Genomic DNA, 20,686 nt, shown 5'->3' on the forward strand with positions numbered 1-20,686 from the left:
TTTGTATTTTCAAACTTTTTCATAAAAAATACTTGAATTTTATATAGTTAGCTCCCTTAGATATGGAAAAATTATAAACCATCCTTTTTCAAAAAAAAAGTAGCATTAAAGCTACTTATAATACAGAACCAATCACATGAACTACAAAAGCTAAAATCCATGCAAGTACACATTGCCATGCCACTACACCGACTGCCCATCTTACGCCTAGTTCTCGTTTAATGGATGCGATTGCGGCTACACATGGTGAATAAATCAAGCAGAATACAAGTAAAGAAGCAGCTGATAGTGTAGTTAATGCATTATGTACACCACCTACAAATAATACTTGTAGTGTAGAAACGACACTTTCTTTAGCCATAAATCCACTAATTAAAGATGTCACAATACGCCAATCTTGAAGTCCTAATGGTGCAAATACAGGAGCAATCCATCCGGCTACCATTGCCAAGATACTTTGACTTGAATCTTTGACCATATCGAATTGTAGGTTAAAGCTTTGAAGGAACCATACAAGTACGGTTGCCACAAAAATAACCGTAAAGGCTTTTTGTAAGAAATCCTTCGCCTTTTCCCACAACAATTGACTCACATTCTTTAATCCAGGCAATCGATAGTTAGGAAGTTCCATCACAAATGGAACAGCTTCTCCTTTAAATAAAGTGCTTTTAAATAAGAATGAAACTAAAACACCTACGACGATACCCAAAACATAAAGTCCTGTCATAACTAAGCCACCTTGTTTTGGAAAGAATGCATTCACAAAGAAGGCATAAATAGGTAATTTTGCGGTACAAGACATAAATGGCGTCAACAAAATCGTCATCTTCCGATCTCTTTCACTAGGCAAAGTACGTGTCGACATAACGGCTGGTACCGTACAACCAAATCCAATCAATAAAGGAACGATACTTCTTCCTGACAACCCGATCTTTCTTAATAGTTTATCCATAAAGAAGGCTACACGCGCAATATATCCACTATCTTCCATCATAGATAAAAAGAAGAATAGTGTCACAATGATTGGTAAGAAAGATAAGACAGAACCCACACCCGCAAAGATACCATCAATCACTAAACTATGTACGGCATAACTCACGTGAGCACTTGTCATCCATGCATCCACTACTTGTGTGATCCAATCAATACCTAGTTCTAATAAGCCTTGAAGCCATGCACCAACCACATTAAATGTTAGATAGAATACAAGCAGCATTATTCCAATAAACATAGGAATTGCGGTATATTTACCCGTTAAAATACGGTCAATTCTTTCACTTCGAATACGCTCTTTACTTTCCTTTGGTTTTACTACGGTTTGTTCACAAACCTTTTCAATAAAGGAAAAACGCATATCCGCAATGGCCGCACTATGATCGAGTCCACGTTCTTTTTCCATTTGAAGCACAATGTGCTCAATCATTTCTTTTTCGTTATCATCTAAATCCAAACGATCAAGAATCAAATTATCGCCTTCAATAATTTTACTAGCCGCAAAACGCAAAGGAATATCTACCTTTTTGGCATGATCTTCAATCAAATGACAGATGGAATGAATACAACGGTGAACGGCTCCACCAAAATCATCTTCTCCACAAAAATCTAAACGGCCTGGTCTTTCCTGATATTTTGCGATATGAATCGCATGTTCAATCAGTTCATTAACACCTTGGTTTTTAGCCGCAGAAATCGGTACAACTGGCACTCCAAGCATAGCCTCCATACCATTGATATCAATCGAACCTTGATTGTTGGACACTTCATCCATCATATTCAGTGCAACAACCATCGGAACATTCATTTCTAAGAGTTGCATAGTCAAATATAGATTTCGCTCAATATTTGTGGCATCTACAATATTAATGATAGCCTTAGGCTTATCATTTAACACAAAATTACGCGATACAATTTCTTCACTCGTATAAGGTGACATCGAATAAATACCCGGTAAATCTGTCACCATTGTATTTGGATACCCTTTGATTGGACCATCCTTTCGATCGACGGTTACACCCGGAAAATTTCCTACATGTTGATTCGATCCCGTTAATTGATTAAACAAAGTGGTTTTTCCACAGTTTTGATTTCCTACTAAGGCATATGTCAAACATGTTCCTTCTGGCAAAGGATGTTCATCTGCCTTTACATGATATTTACCATCTTCACCTAAACCAGGGTGAACGGTGTTATTTATATTTTCTGCACTCTCATGCTTTCTTGTTCTCTCATCAATTAATTCAACCAATATTTTTTCAGCTTCATCTAAACGAAGCGATAATTCATAACCATGAATCTGCAATTCCATTGGATCACCCATAGGCGCAAACTTTACAACTGTAACCTCGGCTCCAGGTATAACTCCCATATCTAGAAAGTGTTGTCTTAATGCACCCATTCCTCCAACAGCCTTAATCAATGCACTCTGTCCTATTTTTAACTCTTTTAACGTCATGCATATTCCTCCCTAATCAGTCTAATTATATCCACATTATTTGTGTAGTCAATTATCGTACATCATATTTTTTAAATATTCGTTGACAGAATTCTGTCACTTGTTTACAATTGAACTGTTCACAAGTGAACATTAGGAGGGCATATGTTGACTATAGAAGAATTTTTACGTTTATCCAATCGATTGCGTGAATATTACGGCAAACAAATCAAAGATCGATTTTCAGAATACACGTTTTCCCCAAATGAAATTTCGATTCTGATTTTACTACAAAACAACACATCCATTACAACAAGCACACAGCTTCGTGTTGTACTCGGTGTTTCAAAAGCTTTGGTTTCTCGAAGTATAACAAGTTTGGAACAAAAGGGATTGATCACATTGAAGAAAGTTTCAGAAAACAGAAGGATTTCTTATATTGAATTAACGGAAGAAGCGATTCCTATATTAGCAAAAATCTCTATTGAGATTGATAAAATCAATCAAGTTTTATTCAAGGATATTCCTATAAAAGATATTCAATGTATGATTGATACAATGAATAAAATGAATGAAAAAATAGAAGGAGCAAAATAAAATGAAATTCACAACAGCGTCCGAAGTAGATTTAGGACATGAAAAAGTTGGTAAGTTACTCTTTATGTTGGCGGTTCCTGCCATCTTAAGTCAAATTGTTAACTTACTCTATAATGTAGTTGACCGCATGTACATTGGTCACATTCAAGATGTAGGGGCCATCGCCCTAACAGGCGTAGGCGTTTGTTTACCAATTATTATGATTGTATCCGCCTTTGCATGTTTAGTCGGTATGGGAGGTGCACCAAGAGCTAGTATATATATGGGTAAGCAAGATAATCCTACTGCCGAAAAAATCATGGGTAACTGTTTTATCGCATTGATTATAATTTCATTAACTCTAACTGTATGTTTATTAGCTTTTCAAACACCATTACTACAATTATTCCAGGCAAGTTCAAAAACAATTGTATATGCCAAACAATATATGGGTATTTATGCCTTAGGAACCATTTTTGTCCAAATGACACTCGGAATGAATGCCTTTATTTCTTGTCAGGGATTCTCTAAAACAAGTATGATGACCGTTTTAATTGGGGCTATCTTAAACATTATTTTAGACCCTATCTTTATCTTTGGATTCAATATGGGCGTAAAAGGGGCTGCACTAGCTACCATTATTTCGCAAGCTATCAGTGCAATCTGGGTCATTCATTTCTTGAGTGGTAAACAGACGGTTCTTAAGTTAAAAAAAGAAAATTTTAAAATCGTGCCAAGCCTATTATTTCCTAGTTTAGCTTTAGGTATTGCACCTTTTGTGATGCAGTCAACAGAAAGCTTGATTTCTTTATGTTTCAATATGCAACTATCTAAATTTAGTGGGGACGTTGCGATTGGAAGTATGACCATTCTAACGAGTGTTATGCAGTTTGCAATGATGCCAATACAAGGATTAACGCAAGGTGGACAACCCATCATCAGTTACAACTTTGGTGCTAAAAATGCTCAGCGCGTTAAAAAAGGCTTTTTACTTCAAACCCTATGTTGTTTCACATACGCAAGTATCATCTGGATTCTAGTGGAATTATTCCCTCAAGTATTTATTTCTATTTTCACAAACGATTCAGACTTGATGACAATGGCAAGCTGGGCCATTCGTATCTATATGGCATGCGTATTATTGATGGGACTTCAGATTTCTTGCCAGCAAACCTTCATTGCGTTTGGAAATGCCAAGATTTCCGTTTTCTTAGCTATCTTTAGAAAGATCATTGTCTTAATTCCATTGATTTTTATCTTACCAAACATCTTATCCGATCATATCTTTGCGGTATTTGTTGCAGAACCAATCGCAGACTTTATTGCGGTAAGCACAACAGTAACATTGTTTTTTAAAAACTTTAAAAAGATATTAGCACAAATGAGTTATGAAAAGTCATAACTCATTTTTTAGTATATTCAATAATTCTTCTTTCGTATTCTTTTCCGGATGATAAAAAGCGTATTTTAAACACATATTCAAAGCTTCTTGAATCTGTTTTCCTCTTAAATTTGTAGCTTCTATAATATCTTTTCCATTCAACGCAAGTTGAGATATACTCATACAACGATTTCTATTTTGGATGTAATACGCATAGAAAAGTTCTACATCTTTAGCTGATTTTTGCCCTAATTCAGAATGGGCCATCGCATCACAATAGCGAATTTGAAGCAAGTTCAACAAGTGTTCTTCATCCAAATGATATGTAACACGATACTTATAAATACAATCTAAATCACAGGTAAATTTATCGTCATGATGTAAGACATAGAATGGAATCCACTTTCTTTGTTCATTTGTAAGTTTAAAACGTCGACAAAGCTCTTTAGACAATTCACTTCCTACCTTCGCATGATGCTTAAAATGATCCTTTCCATTCGAATCAGTTGTCTTTACTTGTATTTTGCCTAGGTCGTGGAGTAATAACGCAAAGGCCAAAGTTTCATCATATGGTTTTAAATAGCACATCGCATCTAAAGTATGATGCAAGACATCGGTATAGTGATAGATTGAGTTTTGACTACACCTCAATGCCAAATCCAACTCATTAAATACAGGTTTTAAAAGAAGTGTCATATCTGCCAATACTTGTGGATTTGTTTCCATGATTTCTTTTAATTCATGTACGATTCTTTCTATAGATACATATTGAATCAAAGATGCATTTGTATCGATGGATTTTTTTACTGTTTCATCCATCGAAAAGCCTAGTTTTGCACAAAAACGATAGGCACGCAACATTCTTAGAGCATCTTCATTAAATCTTCGATCTGGATTACCCACACATCGAATGACTTTAGCTTTAAGATCGAATTGTCCTTTATAGGGATCAATCAAACCCCGACTTGGATGATAAGCCATCGCATTCACAGTAAAATCACGTCTTGATAAATCTTCTTCAATTGTTGAAACATATTTCACACTGTCCGGATGACGATGATCCTTGTATTCACTCTCTAAACGAAAGGTTGTAATTTCAACGGGTGAATTCGATAAAACCGTTACCGTTCCATGTTTGAGTCCTGTTCCCACACTTCGATCAAATAGATTTAATATCACTTCTGGCTTAGCACTTGTACAAATATCATAATCATGAATTGAGCGATCTAGTAAATCATCACGTACACATCCTCCTACCACATACGCTTCATATCCAATACCATTTATTTTTTGAATGATTTCTAATATATATTCAGGTAATTTCATACTTCTATTATATAAGAATCGGACAAATATATTCTACCTATTATTATGATAATATTTCGTGCTCATACATACTCTAGAAGGCATCAATTTTTAACAGAAAATATGTCAAAAAACTAATTCACTAAAAAATGCAGACTATTTTTTTTGAGCCTGCATATCTTTTCTGATTAATTCTTTGATATATCCCATTTTAGATTCGACTTCATCCAATTTCTTTATGATGTCTGCGTCCGTGTTGTAACTTAAACGAAGGCAAATCATTTTTGTATTAATCTTATTCGATTTGTTGTTAGCTCTAATCTTTGCTTCAGAAGCCACTTACAATTCCTCCTATTAGCTATACATAAATGCGAAACTATTACTTATTTTTTCTTTTCATTTAATAAAAAGGTGCTGAATTGCACCTTAATTACTTTGTAACCTTTACATATGTTGGAATTGTATCCGCCATAATTTTCTTGGCAAGTTCCATACTGCCAAACATGAATTCAAAACCTTTTCCATAACTTACAGGCGTACAAAAGTTTCCTAAATCTTGAATTGTTTGTTTATCATCATTGATCATATCTACAACTAAGAACCAGTGGCTAGGCTGATCCTTCACAATTCTTTCTTTCAAATAAATAGAAAGAATGTCTGGGTGAGAGTCACCAAATTCACAGATAGCTCTTTGAAGTTCTGTTACACTTGAAATAGGATCACGAAGCTTTAAACTATCACCTTTATGAATTGGATTTTCACTCACTTGTGAACCGCGATTTTTATCAAGTTCAACCAATAAGTTGCAGTCTAATAAAACATTCGCTCCAAATGGATCGATCACAATACCATGAATCTGATTTAATGCCATCTTCACAAATGGCATATATTGATTATATGTCATAACCAAGGAATGGATTTCACTATCTTGATCCCATTTTTTCAATTGATCCATACTTGAGAAGACAGGAAAGAAACTATCTCCCTTATCATTTTGAATCAAAGACAATTGGAATTGTGTATTTGGTTCAAAGACTAAGACGCCCTTTTCATTGCGAGAAGGATCTTTATCCCATTGTGCTGGAATCAGAAAATTAGTCGAAATAAACGCATCCAACAAGTTTCTAAACGCTGAATCTGTTTTTTCTCTATTAAATACAATTAATGTTTCTTGTAGTTTTTCATTTTTAAATTCATTTACCATAATTATTCCCCTGAAATTGTACACTTTTCAAATGCGATACTTGGACTTACAACCTGGTGATAACTCCAATCTAAATCGTTACCCACACTAATTACGTGTTTCATCATATTTAAGAAATTATTTGCGACGGTAACCAAAGTAACATTCTTATCTCTTTTACCATCCTTTACCCAGAAGCCTGAACATTGTAGTGAGAAGTTTGTAGAAACAAAATCAAGTCCAGCATGAAGACCTGCTAAATTTTGTACGACAAAGCCATCCTTAATTTTTGTACATAAATCCTCAAAGCTATCATTTCCAGGTACGATGTAACAATTCATTGGCTGTACACTTACGCTAGATGCATAGCCCGATTTAAAGCCATTTCCTGTACTATTTGTATGCATTCGATTGGCACTTCTTGTGTCATGAAGCATCATAACATATTTTCCGTGATCCACCAAAGTTTTTGAAGAAGTTGGACACCCCTCATCATCAAAATTGGCAATACTTAAACAATCCGTATTTTTTGGATTATCAATAATTGTGATTTGTTCAGAGAAAATTTGTTCATTAAACTTATCTTTTAAAGGTGAAATTCCCTTATACATTAATTCCCCATTAAATAAACCAGTAAAGGCGGCAAATAAAGATGTCATCGCATCCCTTTCAAAGATGACTGGACATGTACAACTTGGAATTGGTGTGGCCTTTAATTTATTTAAAGCCTTATCGCAAACACGAGAAACGAATGAATCTAAATCATATTGTTCAAAGTCATATACAACTTCAACTAAACTAGCATCCTTGACTTCTTCCTCTTCTTTAACGACAACACTGGCAACAATGTACTGCATTTCATCTGCATCTTGTACATCCATGCCTAAGCTATTCACAATACTGCGACTTCCACTACCTTGGCTATATCCTAAATATCCAACTTGAATGACACGTGGATCATAGGCTAGAATCTTAGCTTCTAAGCTTTGAAGAATATTCTTCACATATTCTGTACTAGCCATATTCCAAGTCACATCTTTTTTTACGTACTCAATTGGTTCTGGTTTTCTTAATGAATCGGTTTCTTCATTTGAAATAATATGTGCTTGTGCAATCAGTGACTTTAAAACAGTTTCACACATAGAATCATCTATTTCTTCCAATGCCATATTGGCCATTTTTCCATCTACAATTCCACGAATACTTGTACCTGTCACTTTACTGGATACTAAAGTGTCCATTTGGCCTTGAAACCAAGTCATTTCTTTTTCAACCGTTGTAGATTGATAGATTTCAAATTCCTGAATACCTAGGCCAAGTGCTTTCTCAATCCATACTTGTTTATTCATTGGCCGTACCTCCTACTGTAATTTGTGAAACACGAATGGCTGGCTGACCTACATCGGTAGGAATTGAACCAGAACTAGAGCCACACATACCTTGTCCACGCTCTAAGTTTTTACCAACGCGATCAATATTAAATAGGATATCCGCACCATTACCAATCAAAGAAGCCCCTTTTACTGGATACGAAATCTTGCCATCTTCAATTAAATAACCTTCTAATACGGCAAAGTTAAATTCTCCGGTTTGTGGATTTACACTTCCACCACCCATTTTCTTCGCATATAGTCCTCGCTTAATTCCTTCAAACATTTGGTCAAAATCATCATTTCCAGCCGCAATATATGTATTTGTCATACGTGAAGTTGGTTCAAATTTATAAGACTGACGACGCGAACTTGAAGTCGATTCAAGACCCATCCTTCGACCATTCAAGCGGTCTATCATATAACTCTTTAAAATACCATTCTCAATTAATACACGTTTTTGTTGGGGATTACCCTCATCATCGACGTTTTGTGAGCCCCACGCATTTGGAATTGTGCCATCATCAATAGCTGTAACTTTATCACTTGCGACTTTTTGACCTAATTTATTACAGAATACACTCTGATTTTTACTGACTGAACTTGCCTCTAGAGCATGTCCACAAGCTTCATGGAAAATAACACCGCCAAAGCCATTATCAATAATGACCGGCATTTTTCCCGATGGACAATCTTTCGCCTCTAATAATACTAATGCAATACGACTTGCTTCTTGTCCAATAGATTCTGGTGTTCTTTCTTCAAAGAATTCTAAGCCTTTACTTGCACCTGGTGCTTCATAACCAGATTGCAAGTTTTGACCATCTTGGGCAAAAGAGGATACAGACATACGACAACGAATTCTTGTATCATGTACGAGTCTTCCTTCACTATTTGAAATCTGTACATTTTGACATACACTTGCCAACCCTACAGATACTTTTTGAATTTGATCTGAATATGCCTTTGCCGCATCACTTGCACGTATCATTAAGGCAACTTTCGTTTCTAATGAAGCTTTGACAGGATTTTCCTTGATTGGATGAAGATTTTCATGAGTTTCTTCAACCAAAGAGACAGATACGGATTTAGATTCTATGCCAAATCCTCCACGCAAATCATCCACTAAGGTATTTAATGATTCTTCATTTGTTTCATTTGTGTATCCATATACAGATTGCACACCTTTATATAGACGAATTCCAATGCCGGCACGAATCAATACATTTGTATCTTCTAATTTTCCATTCAACATGGATAAAGATTCGGTTGTACCTTCTTCTTCAAAGATTTCGGCAAAATCACAAGAAGAAGCCATACAACGTTCTAATAATTTTTCTAATTGTTCCTTCTTTAACATACTTATCCCTCAATGCAATCTACAAATCGTTTTGTGATTAATTGAGGACGAGTAATAATAGATCCTACTACAACACTAAAGCATCCAAGTTCTAATACACGGCGTGCTTTTTCTGGTGTATCAATATTTCCTTCGGCAATCATTGGTACGTTTGATTGTTCTAAATATTTACGCATTAACTCAAAATCATTTGTTTCAACTTTATCGCCCTTACTTTCTTCTGTATATCCAACTAATGTTGTTCCTACAAAATCAAAGCCTAATTGGGCTGCATGAAGACACTCTTCTAATGTAGAGCAGTCTGCCATTAATTTTTGTTCTGGATACTTAGCACGAATATCAGCATACAATTCATCTAAAGTTCTTCCATCTGGACGAACACGACAAGTTGCATCTAAGGCAACGATTTCTGGATGTGCCCCTTCAATCAATTCATCAATTTCTTTCATTGTAGGTGTAATAAATACTGGACAGTCCCCATATACTCTTTTAATAATTCCAATAACTGGTAAATCAACTTCTTTTTGAATTTCATTAATATCCTCTACAGTATTAGCACGAATACCTTTAGCGCCTCCCCATTTAGCCGCTCTAGCCATACGTCCCATAATAAAAGATGAATGTAAAGGTTCATCTGGAAGTGCCTGACAAGATACGATTAAGTGTCCTTTTACTGATTCAATGTTACTCATGATTTAAATCTCCTTCTTCTTACTTAATATATAGGTAATTATACTACGTATATAAGTGTAAAAACACGAAATTAAAAAAAATTAAAAAAATTTTAAAAAAGTGCTTGCAATCATTTTAAAGTGATGGTATATTTAATGGGCACTGAGCGAGACACAAAAGCTCAGTTGAAATAAATGCGCCCATAGCTCAACTGGATAGAGCGTTTGACTACGGATCAAAAGGTTGTGGGTTCGATTCCTGCTGGGCGCGCCATTTATTTTTTTCTAAAAATATCGGGATGTAGCACAGCTTGGTAGTGCACTTGATTTGGGATCAAGGGGTCGCAGGTTCAAATCCTGTCATCCCGACCATTATTTTATTTAATTCGGCTGGGTAGCTTAGTTGGCTAGAGCATCCGGTTCATACCCGGAAGGTCGTGAGTTCGAGTCTCACTCCAGCCACCAACGAGTTTAACTTGGACCCTTAGCTCAGTTGGTCAGAGCATCCGGCTCATAACCGGCGGGTCGTAGGTTCGAGTCCTACAGGGTCCACCAATTATACATATGCAGAAGTACCCAAGTGGCTGAAGGGTCCGGTCTTGAAAACCGGTAGGTCGTGCGAGCGGCGCCTGGGTTCGAATCCCAGCTTCTGCGCCATCTTAATTAATTCACATCGCGGGATAGAGCAGTCTGGTAGCTCGTCGGGCTCATAACCCGGAGGTCGTTGGTTCAAATCCTTCTCCCGCAACCATGTGGTCTCATAGCTCAGTTGGTAGAGCAAAGGACTGAAAATCCTTGTGTCGTTGGTTCGATTCCGACTGAGACCACCATTTGTCAAAGATTGCACCTAGCATTTGCCAGGTGCTTTTTTTATGCCTTATTTAAAGCATATTCTCACATTATGGTTATATTCCATATCTATATAAGTCACTAAAACAAGTGTTTTTCTAAACAAAATTCGCAAAAACTTCAAAAGTTTTCATTCCCTCTTCAGTCATAAAAATCAATTCATAAAAAGCTTTTGGACTTGGCACTTTTCCAGGAATAGCAAAATACTCATCCTCTTTTTTTCAATTAATTTTGCAGATATCGATTCTTTTCTATATTTATTTCTTGTATACCTTAGCATATTCATTCCTCAAAATATGTATAAATTAGTTAATTAAACAAAGTAATCTACACATACTTTTTCCTTTCTGGTTTAAAATTTATCGGATTTTTATTAATCCACTATCAATAGCTCATAAGTATTTGTAAAAGTAAATATTTGATAATGTACTTTTACAGTTACCGGTTGAACCTCATTAACAATATCCTGATCATATATATACTCATGAGTCACCTTGTTACCATCTATATTCTCAGTATGATAAAACTCAATAGGTGTTTCCTCTAACTTTGTTCCAACCTTGATATTCACCGGCTCGTTGAATGAATGGAAGATTATATTACTTTCCACGTGTTTTCTATAGATTGCAATTGATAGGATCAAAGCCAGTAATATACAACCAATAATCATTACTTTCTTTTTCATAGGATTACCCACATAAAAGCGTTATAAGACTATGTAGAACAACTCCAACTACAGTACCGATTCCAACAATCTTCTTAAAAGTTGAAACAACCCATAACCACACACTAGTAATTTCTTCCAGGAAATAGATTCCTGCTTTTCTTATTGCGTGATTTAATTATTCTATTTCTTATAATTTAAATAAACCGCATATACAATAATCACAACTGCCTGAACAATATATGTAGTAAAAGTAATATTGCACATAAAACTTATGATTAAATCCTCTATAGCTGTTACAGCTAATATAATGCCAATAGGATGTTCATCCTTCTCTTTTAACCGTTTAATACCCCATCCAAACACTCCAAAATCAATGATATAAAAAATTAAATCTACGATATTATTCGAAAGTGCTATCGATACTGCAGATGTATTCATTGCAGGAATAATCATAGAACAAAAAAATAAAACTAGATAATGAGTGTATCTATTTGTATCATCCATAAAAATATCTCCTAAATTATTGGTACTAGTATCCGTCCTTATATCTTTACAGATTCTTTTAGGTTTAAATAAACTTCAGCGTTTGTAGCTTCTGGATATGGCAACACAAATAGAATACCAATTCCACAACAAATCAAACCTAGAATGATCCATCCTAAAAATGATAAATCTAAGACAAATAAATCCATCTTTTGTCCAGTCGTCATTTGTTTGGACAAAGAAAAGGCTTCATCTGTAGTAATATTAGGATTTTCTGCCAACAGATATGGAATCATAGAATATTCATAAGCCTTAATAAATCCAGGCACTATGAATAGGAATAGCCATAGTAATATTTTTAAATTCATCAAAAACATGATTTTTACTACATTTAAATAGTTGCCTTTAAAACCACTAAAGATTTCACCAAGCTCAGGATTTACATCATGGTTCTTGATAAAATATCTACTTTTTCCAACTACAATGACATTACCAATGAAGATAGAAAATAATAATCCTACAATAGATCCCATTGATAAAAATGAAAGGATTGAAGAAAAAATACTTGGCAATACATCATCAGGTACAAAATCTTGTACTTCTTGAATAACAGTCACATAATCAGTACTCAATATTCCTGCAATCAGCGTAACTACAAACATCTTCCAATAGTTTCGTTTCATGATTTGTTTAGCTTGTTCTTTAACTTGTTGTCGATTCCACATATTATTTCACCTTACTTTCTTTATACGTCATTATACTTCTTCCATATATTTTGCCTTAAACGCAATACAACTTCTCTCTTTTCCAAACAAACCCTTTGTTTCCACACGCCCAAGACCATATGCCCAGAATGTAACGGTTTGACCTTCTTTAAAATCAAATTCTTTATTGAAATCAAGCACAGAAACACGAGACTTATCATCAAAGATATTGATCATATATCCTCTAATACCTTTATAATCTACGCGAGCTATGATTTTTCCTGTATATGTCAATTTCTTTCCATACCACTTAGAATGTGTAACCTCCAAATCCGATTGATTAGGCGATTGTGACTCTGCTTTAAAGGATGCTTCATCCACTTCACTGCACTCCACTGAAATCGTACTTTCTAAGCCCTGATATTCAACAGTAACTTCTGAAGTCTTTCCAGCTTCTAATGTGACAGGCTCTTTAACGGTCCATCCTTGTGTAATGAATTCTTTTGTACCATCCTCATAATAGGCCCATACACCAATCTTCGACTTATTATCAATCGTTTCATTCGCTTCTGCAAGACCAGTATATAAGGCTGTCATATTCTCTAGCTTTTCCTGACTAACCTCTACTTTTTCATTATTTGGTGTTATATTCGAACATCCACACACCAACAATACACTTAGCAATGTCGCTGCATACTTCTTCATAGGTCCACCTCCTTTTCTAATTTCATATCAGTATGTCTGTAATCGTTTTCATACAGTTTTTATTTGTTTTCATTCAAACGTATCATTTGTTGTTTTCCTACGTAAAATACATTAATCAATGAATCGTTCAATACTAAATTTCTATTCAAAAAGTACTGTTACACATGCTGCAACAGCCCATCTTTTATATTGGATTCACTCCAATATGATTATATCCACAATTCCAAAATAATATAGATTACAACTCCAACTATAATACCAATTCCAATCTTCTTCTTATCATTCTTTGCGTAAATCAAATTAAAGATTTCAAATGATAAAAATCCAAGCAGAAAAAATATATTCTTCGTAAAATAGTAAATCAAGAAACACACCACAAATAAGCCTATACAAATCATTCCTTTAGAATATTCCACCATGGATTTATGTCCTTGATTTAAGGATTCATTATCCTTGTTCAATTTATCAATAATGTTTTTCTGTTTATCATTCATAATCATTACCTATACTTTCTTCGTAGCCAAATATAGAAAGCGAGTGCACAAATCACGATTATACCCGCAAGTCCATATTGCACTATTGCCTGTTTATCACCTAATACTCTTCCTAGAAATTGTGCAATTCCATAGCTGCATAACAAACATATAGCTACACACTTCATCCAGAAAGTAGATTCCTTCTTTTCTTTTGGAGTTGTATCTAACAAGTCTTCATCTAAATATTTTTGAAGATCTTCATTCATATCTTCCTGTAATCTTTGAATCCGATTTTTTTTCATATCATTCTCTCCAAAACAATGTGGTTTTTAAATAAGATACATAAAGCGCAAATATTAAGAGGATGATCAACAATATGATTTCTCCATAATAGATATATTTTTCTTTGTATCTATAGTCATACAATGGTTTATCCAAATATACACGACCATCTACTTATACTAATAATTGAGAATGTACTAAAGCTTCTATTGTATTATGATCAAACTTAGAAATCTAAATTGCCTTTTCTTCATTGAATATTCCATTCTTAATGAAATATCGAATAATTTTGAATTTATTTATTAAAATGCTCATGCGCATACACAAAAAACCCAATATCTGCAACACACATCATTTCTTGTAAGTAATCATGGATATAAAATCCATAAATAGTTCCACCTACAAGTAGAACAACCATAGAAATGAATCCCCATTTAGGAAAGCTCATCTGAAACATGAACACCATCACAAGTACTATGATGCATATTACACCTATCCTCGGATTTATCCCCCTCTCTAGTTTTCAAAATTTGTTTTACCTCTTCTTCCGTCATTTCAACAGGAATCAACGGAATAAAAACATTTTTATTATTCTTTTTTCTCTGTCTCTTTTTCATAATCTTACTTTGCGTCTGGATATGTGTCTTCAAATTTATCGGCATATCGATTGTGCTTTTTATACTTGAAGAACATACCAACTAAGAAAACAACAACTACTATACCTAATACGTAAACTAGCCAATCTAATGTCATCTTACTATGTCCTCCTTTTCTAATTTCATATTAACATGTTTGTAATCGTTTTCATACTACTTTTATTTCATTATCAATCAAACTTGTTTATATCACATTACTTAAACAAGTTTGATTCACTTTTTAAAACAATATATGTATTAGACATCGATAATGTCAATTAAGATGATATGGTTGGCTTGAATGAGGGCTTGAACATAAATTAGAATATTCCGTAGGAACCATTCTAGAAAGTCGCCTTGATGAAATTAAATATGTGTATTTATATACCTACAACAAGAAAAAGTTTGGTTTAAAAATCAATTCTAAGAATCATAAAAATAAAGTTGTACCAATCCATGCCAAAGAATTCGATGTTGTTGATCAGTTGCGGTTTGAATGCATGAAAGAAGAGTTAAAGATTGTTCAAAAAAGCGCTCTGGATTTTGTACGAAATATTTTAAGGGACATCGATCAAAATTTAATTAATCATGATTTGGAACATTCTATTTCATTTAGTCAAAAATATCCAGTCGGCACTGTACTATCTTGCACATACAATGAATCTGAAGAATATATGTATTTATATACAATTAGCGATACACATTATGCGATTTATTTAGAGGATGCATGCGAAGGTGTTTATATTGTTGAGCCAATTATCCTATATGACTACAAACCAAATGGTGAATTGGTCGATGAAGATACGAAAGAGATATTAACAGGCATCTTAGAAACAACGCAAAGACTAAATACCTATAATTGTACAAAAGCATTATTAGAACAACTTTAAACAAAAGAAAAAGCAGCTTAACGACTGCTTTCTTTCATATATTCAAAATATTCTCTACCTACTTTATTCTTCTTCCAGTTTTGTAGAATCTTGAAACCAGGATATGAGAAGATGACCTCACATAGTGTTTCTACAATCATACCTGTAAAGGCACACACAACACATTGTACCAATGTCCATCCAAAGAATTGGTGTGACACGATTAATGCGAACGTTAGATTGTCGCAAAACTGACCAATACCAGTAGATACATAAGAGCGGAATGCATACGATTTAAAGTTGCTGTTGTTGTTAGAAATCTTACCTAACATGGAATTCGTATAGTTATTCACAATGGCAGAAACAATAAACGCAATTGTACTTCCAAATAGTACATACCAAGTACCACCAATTGTTCCGTCTAATGCCCCATTAATAATGGCTTCTGATCCTTCTACATAGGATTCACCCCATACGCCAGGAATCTTTGATGCCAAGAAGAAAACTAGGCACATACCTAAATTCACCAACACCGCTACAAGTGATGCTTGTGTTGCAGCTTTAGGACCAAAATGTTTTGTGATGACATCCATACATAAGAAGGAAAGCCAGCTTACCACAATTCCACAATCTAGTGCCATAAAGCTAAATGGCAAGTTAATACTTTTGTTTGCCAAAAGATTCATAGTGATGACCGAAACAATAAAAAGTGTCATCGTAAGTGAAGGTATACTTCTAAGTAATACACTCACTTCTTTAACTTCCGTTTTAATTCTATTCATTTTTTACCCTCCTGTTTTTTTAAAGATGGTTGGGAAGCAAAACATCTTTGTTCAAACCATATAAGTCTAATATGTTTTTAATTATTTGTCAAAGTTTATATCACTTATGCTATGATTAATTGCGGTGATACATATGACTTTAAAACTATACGAACAAGAACCCTACCAAACAACATTTCATGCCCATGTTGCTTCATGTGTTAAAAAGGATGAATTATACGACATAATCTTGGATCAAACCCTTTTCTTTCCTGAAGAAGGTGGACAAACATGTGACAAAGGAACGTTAAATGGTATTGATGTGGTGGATGTACAAATCATAAATGATGAAATTCATCATTATACGCACTCTGCATTAAATGGTGATGTACAAGGTATTATTGACTGGACTCATCGCTACACCAATATGCAACATCATACAGGAGAACACATTCTTTCTGGATTGATACACAAAGAATTTCATGTGGATAATGTTGGATTTCATTTAGGATACAATGAAATTACAGCCGATTATGCGATGGACTTAAATAATGATCAAATTAAAAGAATTGAAGCTTTAGTGAATTCTGTCATCTTTTCAAATAAACCTGTTAAGTCCTATTACTTAGAGGATTATTCCAACATGGAATATCGTGCAAAACTTGACTTAGACAAACCACGCCTTGTCGAAATTGAAGATGTAGATTTATGCGCATGTTGCGCACCCCATGTAAAAAGTACGATTGAAGTGGGATTGTTTAAAATCATTAAATCGATGAAGATCAAAAAAGGCACACGCCTATTCTTCTTATGCGGAAAACTTGCCTATGAAGACTATGTCTTAAAACATGATCAGTCTATTCAAATCTCCAATCAATTGTCTTCAAACATTGAAGCTTTATCATTCAATGTACAACGCGTATTAGATGAAAATTATGCTTTGAAACAAAGAATCAAACAATTAAACAAAGAGATGATCGATCACTTAATCATTGAGCGTAAAGAAAATCAAATTATTCTATGTGATGAACTCGATCGAGATACACAATTGTATTACTACAATAAGCTTGTATCTTTTAGTGACAACTATGTTTTACTCGTTTCTAAACAAAAAGATAATTATCGGTTCATGACTAACTCTAAAGATATATTCTTACAACTCAAAGAAAGACATCCAGTTCGTGGTGGAGGAAAAAATGATTTCTTTCAAGGAACGCTAGATACAGTTAATGAGCAGCTATTTGATTAGCTGCTCATATTTTTTGTATAGCAAGCGTATTTAAAACCTCTGAAATCTCTTCTTTCGATAAACATACCATTCTATGATTGGCATCATAATAATCAAACTTTTTAATGAAGCTCATTAAATCATGATACTTCACAAGGCTGTCATTCATAAATACATACCATTCTTCTATCCCTTCAATTTGATTCAATACCACATAAGGCTCTACCGGAAGAATCGTTAGTATATCAACTCCTAGTGCATACATACCAATTCTTCTACCATGTACATTATAGATTCTTGGCGTGGCATAATATGCATCCAAAGCTTGTTGATTATGTAGATATTGTCCAAACAAATCTAAATCTGTGTCAAAATCATTCAATTCATTTTCCCCAATTGAAATCGGATGAAGAATGCCAAAGATTTCAAAATACTTATGATTCGATAGTTTACTCTTCAAGTCCATAAGTGCATCGGCACTCGTTCTTTTATCATACACCATCTGCAAATCAATATCCTTTATGTTCATTAGCCAATCGTCTTTCACAAATTCATCAGTATCCATATATTCACAATATACTTTCACTAAATAATAAAACAAGTGAATTTCATCCATACTTGTAGGAAGACTTAAATTCAGACAAATATCATGATTTTGAATATAGATTTCAATTCCTCTTTGAAGATATTTGTGATCAAATAAGATTGTATGATCCCCTATCTGATTCGGAATTAATTGACAATTTTCATCCATAACCCCAAAAGATAAGTGAGACAGTTTAACTAAATCATCGATTATAAATTTTTTTCTACGAAAGAAACCCTTCTGCATAATACGAATATTCACAGACATACTAACACCTGCTCTCTACCTAAATCATACACTGAAACAAGCGCTTTTTATAGTTAAAACCATTTTTTCTTTTTAAAGTAAATCACTTCTAAAATAATAATCAATATACAAACTACCATCACAATGAAATATCCATAGGAAGTATCTAATTCTGGCATAGCCTTAAAATTCATACCATACCATCCAGTAATTAATGTTAATGGCATAAAGATGGTAGTCACAATTGTCAAAAACTGCATGATTTGATTCTGACGCATCTCCACTTGTGTTTGATGCATTTCACGAAGCTGAATGGAATACTCTGCCAAACGATCCGTAACATTCGATAGACGTGTTAGTCTTTTCTCTAATGTTTCAAAACCCTTATAAAATTCCTGTAAATTTTGTACCACTTCAATCATCTGATCATAATACGAATCAAAAGTACTAATCGTTTTCCTCATTTCAAAGATTTGCGACTCATAATGAGACCCCGTATGTGACATTAACTGATCTTCTATTCTTTCAAGTTTCATTTCAAGTTTTTGAAGAAACTCCATATCCTCTTGAATCAATATATTCATCAAATTTAGAATACATTCACTAGGCTTATTCCCTGAAATCTTTTGTTTAAAAATATGTTCAGGATCGCAAACCAAAAAATCACTATCATTTAATTCGATACTAAACATCTTCTTATTCTTAGATTTTGATTTGGAAGGAACCCAAAAAGAACCAGACAATTGATTATTCTCTTTATGTATTCTGCAATAATGAATATGATTTAAACGCTTCTCATTTATTACCTCTATCTTCATAATATCTCCTTAAAAAAAAGAATACACCATTTAGGCGTATTCTTACAGTTATTCAATTGGAATAAATTTATTTTCTTCAATCTGTTTAGGTGATTCCTTAGGAACAACAATCTTCAATTCACCATTGTCAAAGGATGCCTTAACATCTTCCTGATGAATACCTTCACCAACATAGAAGCTTCTTGAATAAGATCCACTAACACGTTCTTTACGAACGACACGACCTTTTTCATCCTTGTCTTCTGTGTTCGAACCATGTGTAGCAGTTACTTTCAAATATCCATCTTTCAATTCCATCTGGATATCTTCCTTTTTAACTCCAGGAAGTTCCATGCTCATTTCATAGTTTCCATCTTTTTCCACAATATCTGTCTTCATGACATCACTAGTTGTGTTTCCTGTAAAGAAATCATCAAATAAATCAAACATTGGATAGTACTTCATAAATATCGCCTCCTGATTTCTAGATTATGAAATCTATCTTCAAGTTACGGGATATCTTTTGACTTATCTCTAACTTCAATTATCATTATAGTCGCTTTTTTAGCACTGTCAACAGTTAAGCGCTAATTTTTTATAAAAAATTAGCGCATGATTTCTCACACTCTATTTACCCATTTCATTCATAGAAACCATTGAGAAACTCAAAGATTCCAATACTTTAATTAAGGCATGTGCCGTATCTAAACTTGTCATACAAGAAATATTGTTTTCTGCAGACACACGACGAATCAAGAATCCATCTTTACTTGTAGAATTATCTTTATTTGACATTGTGTTGATGACAAAGTTTACATGTCCATGACGAATAATATCCAATACCGTTTCATTTCCATTATCCTCATTGACTTTGGCCGCTACATGTACAAATAAGCCATTATCTTCTAAGAATTTAGCTGTACCCTTCGTCGCATAAATTCCATATCCAATGTTATAGAAACGTTTTGCGATTTCTAAAGCATCCTGTTTATTATCATCATCAATTGTTAGTAATACACTTCCATGTAAAGGAATATTAATTCCAGAAGCTACTAAAGCCTTGTACAATGCTTTTTCTAAGTTTACATCACTACCCAAAGCCTCACCTGTAGATTTCATTT

24 protein-coding genes, 7 tRNA genes and 1 pseudogene are annotated in these 20,686 nt (G+C 34.1%); 11 read left to right on the top strand and 21 right to left on the bottom strand.

The window, feature by feature from the left end:
• Positions 1-115: 115 nt before the first annotated feature.
• On the bottom strand, positions 116-2,452 hold the full coding sequence (gene feoB / locus KTQ83_RS07425) for a ferrous iron transport protein B (RefSeq protein WP_217256421.1): 2,337 nt from the start codon (positions 2,450-2,452) through the stop codon (positions 116-118).
• Between the two features lie 144 nt (positions 2,453-2,596).
• Here feoB and KTQ83_RS07430 point away from each other — a divergent pair, with 144 nt between their 5' ends.
• The gene (locus tag KTQ83_RS07430; RefSeq protein WP_117926403.1) at positions 2,597-3,028 is read left to right on the top strand and encodes a MarR family winged helix-turn-helix transcriptional regulator; all 432 of its coding nucleotides are present in this window, start codon (positions 2,597-2,599) and stop codon (positions 3,026-3,028) included.
• A 1-nt stretch (position 3,029) separates the two neighbouring features.
• Entirely contained in the window at positions 3,030-4,409 is a 1,380-nt protein-coding gene (locus KTQ83_RS07435; RefSeq protein ID WP_217256422.1) for an MATE family efflux transporter, read from the top strand.
• Here the strand turns inward: KTQ83_RS07435 and KTQ83_RS07440 are convergent.
• The 6 genes from KTQ83_RS07440 to KTQ83_RS07465 form a co-directional block, all read right to left on the bottom strand.
• The gene (locus KTQ83_RS07440; protein ID WP_217256423.1) at positions 4,404-5,714 is read right to left on the bottom strand and encodes a CCA tRNA nucleotidyltransferase; all 1,311 of its coding nucleotides are present in this window, start codon (positions 5,712-5,714) and stop codon (positions 4,404-4,406) included. The genes KTQ83_RS07435 and KTQ83_RS07440 overlap by 6 nt on opposite strands.
• Before the next feature lie 135 nt (positions 5,715-5,849).
• Positions 5,850-6,032: a hypothetical protein gene (locus tag KTQ83_RS07445; protein ID WP_217256424.1), complete on the bottom strand. Its 183-nt coding sequence runs from the start codon at positions 6,030-6,032 to the stop codon at positions 5,850-5,852.
• A 91-nt stretch (positions 6,033-6,123) separates the two neighbouring features.
• Positions 6,124-6,897, bottom strand: coding sequence for an enhanced serine sensitivity protein SseB C-terminal domain-containing protein (locus tag KTQ83_RS07450; protein ID WP_118325097.1), 774 nt, complete (start codon positions 6,895-6,897; stop codon positions 6,124-6,126).
• Between the two features lie 2 nt (positions 6,898-6,899).
• Entirely contained in the window at positions 6,900-8,225 is a 1,326-nt protein-coding gene (locus tag KTQ83_RS07455; RefSeq protein ID WP_186999546.1) for a TldD/PmbA family protein, read from the bottom strand.
• Complete coding sequence (locus KTQ83_RS07460) at positions 8,218-9,606, bottom strand: TldD/PmbA family protein (RefSeq protein WP_217256425.1); 1,389 nt, start codon at positions 9,604-9,606, stop codon at positions 8,218-8,220. Before KTQ83_RS07460 ends, KTQ83_RS07455 begins: the two co-directional genes overlap by 8 nt.
• A 2-nt stretch (positions 9,607-9,608) precedes the next feature.
• Complete coding sequence (locus KTQ83_RS07465) at positions 9,609-10,298, bottom strand: N-acetylmannosamine-6-phosphate 2-epimerase (protein ID WP_003866240.1); 690 nt, start codon at positions 10,296-10,298, stop codon at positions 9,609-9,611.
• Positions 10,299-10,474: 176 nt separating this feature from the next.
• Here KTQ83_RS07465 and KTQ83_RS07470 point away from each other — a divergent pair.
• The 7 genes from KTQ83_RS07470 to KTQ83_RS07500 all read left to right on the top strand — a co-directional run bounded on the left by KTQ83_RS07470 (position 10,475) and on the right by KTQ83_RS07500 (position 11,107).
• Positions 10,475-10,551 (top strand) — tRNA-Arg (locus tag KTQ83_RS07470).
• Between the two features lie 21 nt (positions 10,552-10,572).
• A tRNA-Pro gene (locus KTQ83_RS07475) sits at positions 10,573-10,649 on the top strand.
• 16 nt (positions 10,650-10,665) lie between these two features.
• Positions 10,666-10,742, top strand: a tRNA-Met gene (locus tag KTQ83_RS07480).
• Between the two features lie 13 nt (positions 10,743-10,755).
• A tRNA-Ile gene (locus KTQ83_RS07485) sits at positions 10,756-10,832 on the top strand.
• Positions 10,833-10,843: 11 nt separating this feature from the next.
• A tRNA-Ser gene (locus tag KTQ83_RS07490) sits at positions 10,844-10,934 on the top strand.
• Positions 10,935-10,951: 17 nt separating this feature from the next.
• Positions 10,952-11,028, top strand: a tRNA-Met gene (locus KTQ83_RS07495).
• A gap of 3 nt (positions 11,029-11,031) precedes the next feature.
• Positions 11,032-11,107 (top strand) — tRNA-Phe (locus tag KTQ83_RS07500).
• Positions 11,108-11,499: 392 nt separating this feature from the next.
• On the opposite strand, the gene KTQ83_RS07505 is transcribed toward KTQ83_RS07500, so the two are convergent.
• The 9 genes from KTQ83_RS07505 to KTQ83_RS12560 all read right to left on the bottom strand — a co-directional run bounded on the left by KTQ83_RS07505 (position 11,500) and on the right by KTQ83_RS12560 (position 15,196).
• Positions 11,500-11,811: a hypothetical protein gene (locus KTQ83_RS07505; protein ID WP_217256426.1), complete on the bottom strand. Its 312-nt coding sequence runs from the start codon at positions 11,809-11,811 to the stop codon at positions 11,500-11,502.
• Positions 11,812-11,973: 162 nt separating this feature from the next.
• A complete protein-coding gene (locus tag KTQ83_RS07510; protein WP_186999812.1) occupies positions 11,974-12,297 on the bottom strand; it encodes a hypothetical protein in 324 nt (107 codons plus the stop codon).
• A gap of 38 nt (positions 12,298-12,335) precedes the next feature.
• The gene (locus KTQ83_RS07515) at positions 12,336-13,001 is read right to left on the bottom strand and encodes a DUF975 family protein (RefSeq protein WP_217256427.1); all 666 of its coding nucleotides are present in this window, start codon (positions 12,999-13,001) and stop codon (positions 12,336-12,338) included.
• A 30-nt stretch (positions 13,002-13,031) separates the two neighbouring features.
• On the bottom strand, positions 13,032-13,685 hold the full coding sequence (locus tag KTQ83_RS07520) for a hypothetical protein (protein ID WP_217256428.1): 654 nt from the start codon (positions 13,683-13,685) through the stop codon (positions 13,032-13,034).
• A 209-nt stretch (positions 13,686-13,894) separates the two neighbouring features.
• Positions 13,895-14,179 carry a hypothetical protein gene (locus KTQ83_RS07525; protein WP_147346781.1) on the bottom strand — a complete coding sequence of 95 codons (285 nt, stop codon included), beginning with the start codon at positions 14,177-14,179 and terminating at the stop codon, positions 13,895-13,897.
• 5 nt (positions 14,180-14,184) lie between these two features.
• The gene (locus KTQ83_RS07530) at positions 14,185-14,463 is read right to left on the bottom strand and encodes a hypothetical protein (RefSeq protein WP_217256429.1); all 279 of its coding nucleotides are present in this window, start codon (positions 14,461-14,463) and stop codon (positions 14,185-14,187) included.
• Between the two features lie 275 nt (positions 14,464-14,738).
• Complete coding sequence (locus KTQ83_RS12555) at positions 14,739-14,861, bottom strand: hypothetical protein (RefSeq protein WP_255650347.1); 123 nt, start codon at positions 14,859-14,861, stop codon at positions 14,739-14,741.
• A 16-nt stretch (positions 14,862-14,877) separates the two neighbouring features.
• A complete protein-coding gene (locus KTQ83_RS07535) occupies positions 14,878-15,060 on the bottom strand; it encodes a hypothetical protein (RefSeq protein WP_217256431.1) in 183 nt (60 codons plus the stop codon).
• Positions 15,061-15,064: 4 nt separating this feature from the next.
• Positions 15,065-15,196 (bottom strand): hypothetical protein, encoded by a 132-nt coding sequence (locus KTQ83_RS12560; RefSeq protein ID WP_255650348.1) that lies wholly within the window; start codon positions 15,194-15,196, stop codon positions 15,065-15,067.
• 256 nt (positions 15,197-15,452) lie between these two features.
• Here KTQ83_RS12560 and KTQ83_RS07540 point away from each other — a divergent pair, with 256 nt between their 5' ends.
• Entirely contained in the window at positions 15,453-15,968 is a 516-nt protein-coding gene (locus tag KTQ83_RS07540; protein WP_217256432.1) for a hypothetical protein, read from the top strand.
• A gap of 17 nt (positions 15,969-15,985) precedes the next feature.
• On the opposite strand, the gene KTQ83_RS07545 is transcribed toward KTQ83_RS07540, so the two are convergent.
• A complete protein-coding gene (locus KTQ83_RS07545; RefSeq protein ID WP_117573357.1) occupies positions 15,986-16,729 on the bottom strand; it encodes a VUT family protein in 744 nt (247 codons plus the stop codon).
• 133 nt (positions 16,730-16,862) lie between these two features.
• On the opposite strand from KTQ83_RS07545, the gene KTQ83_RS07550 reads away from it, so the two are divergent.
• Complete coding sequence (locus tag KTQ83_RS07550; RefSeq protein ID WP_217256433.1) at positions 16,863-17,957, top strand: alanyl-tRNA editing protein; 1,095 nt, start codon at positions 16,863-16,865, stop codon at positions 17,955-17,957.
• A 4-nt stretch (positions 17,958-17,961) separates the two neighbouring features.
• Here KTQ83_RS07550 and KTQ83_RS07555 read toward each other — a convergent pair whose 3' ends face one another.
• The 4 genes and pseudogenes from KTQ83_RS07555 to KTQ83_RS07570 form a co-directional block, all read right to left on the bottom strand.
• On the bottom strand, positions 17,962-18,789 hold the full coding sequence (locus KTQ83_RS07555; RefSeq protein ID WP_217256434.1) for a DUF4299 family protein: 828 nt from the start codon (positions 18,787-18,789) through the stop codon (positions 17,962-17,964).
• 53 nt (positions 18,790-18,842) lie between these two features.
• On the bottom strand, positions 18,843-19,586 hold the full coding sequence (locus tag KTQ83_RS07560; protein ID WP_117925320.1) for a magnesium transporter CorA family protein: 744 nt from the start codon (positions 19,584-19,586) through the stop codon (positions 18,843-18,845).
• Between the two features lie 48 nt (positions 19,587-19,634).
• Complete coding sequence (locus KTQ83_RS07565; RefSeq protein ID WP_217256435.1) at positions 19,635-20,030, bottom strand: Hsp20/alpha crystallin family protein; 396 nt, start codon at positions 20,028-20,030, stop codon at positions 19,635-19,637.
• Positions 20,031-20,192: 162 nt separating this feature from the next.
• Positions 20,193-20,686 (bottom strand): annotated as a pseudogene (locus KTQ83_RS07570) (carbamoyl-phosphate synthase large subunit); the annotation flags it as partial.

The organism is Holdemanella porci (assembly GCF_019052655.1).
Taxonomy (GTDB): Bacteria; Bacillota_I; Bacilli_A; order Erysipelotrichales; family Erysipelotrichaceae; genus Holdemanella; species Holdemanella hominis.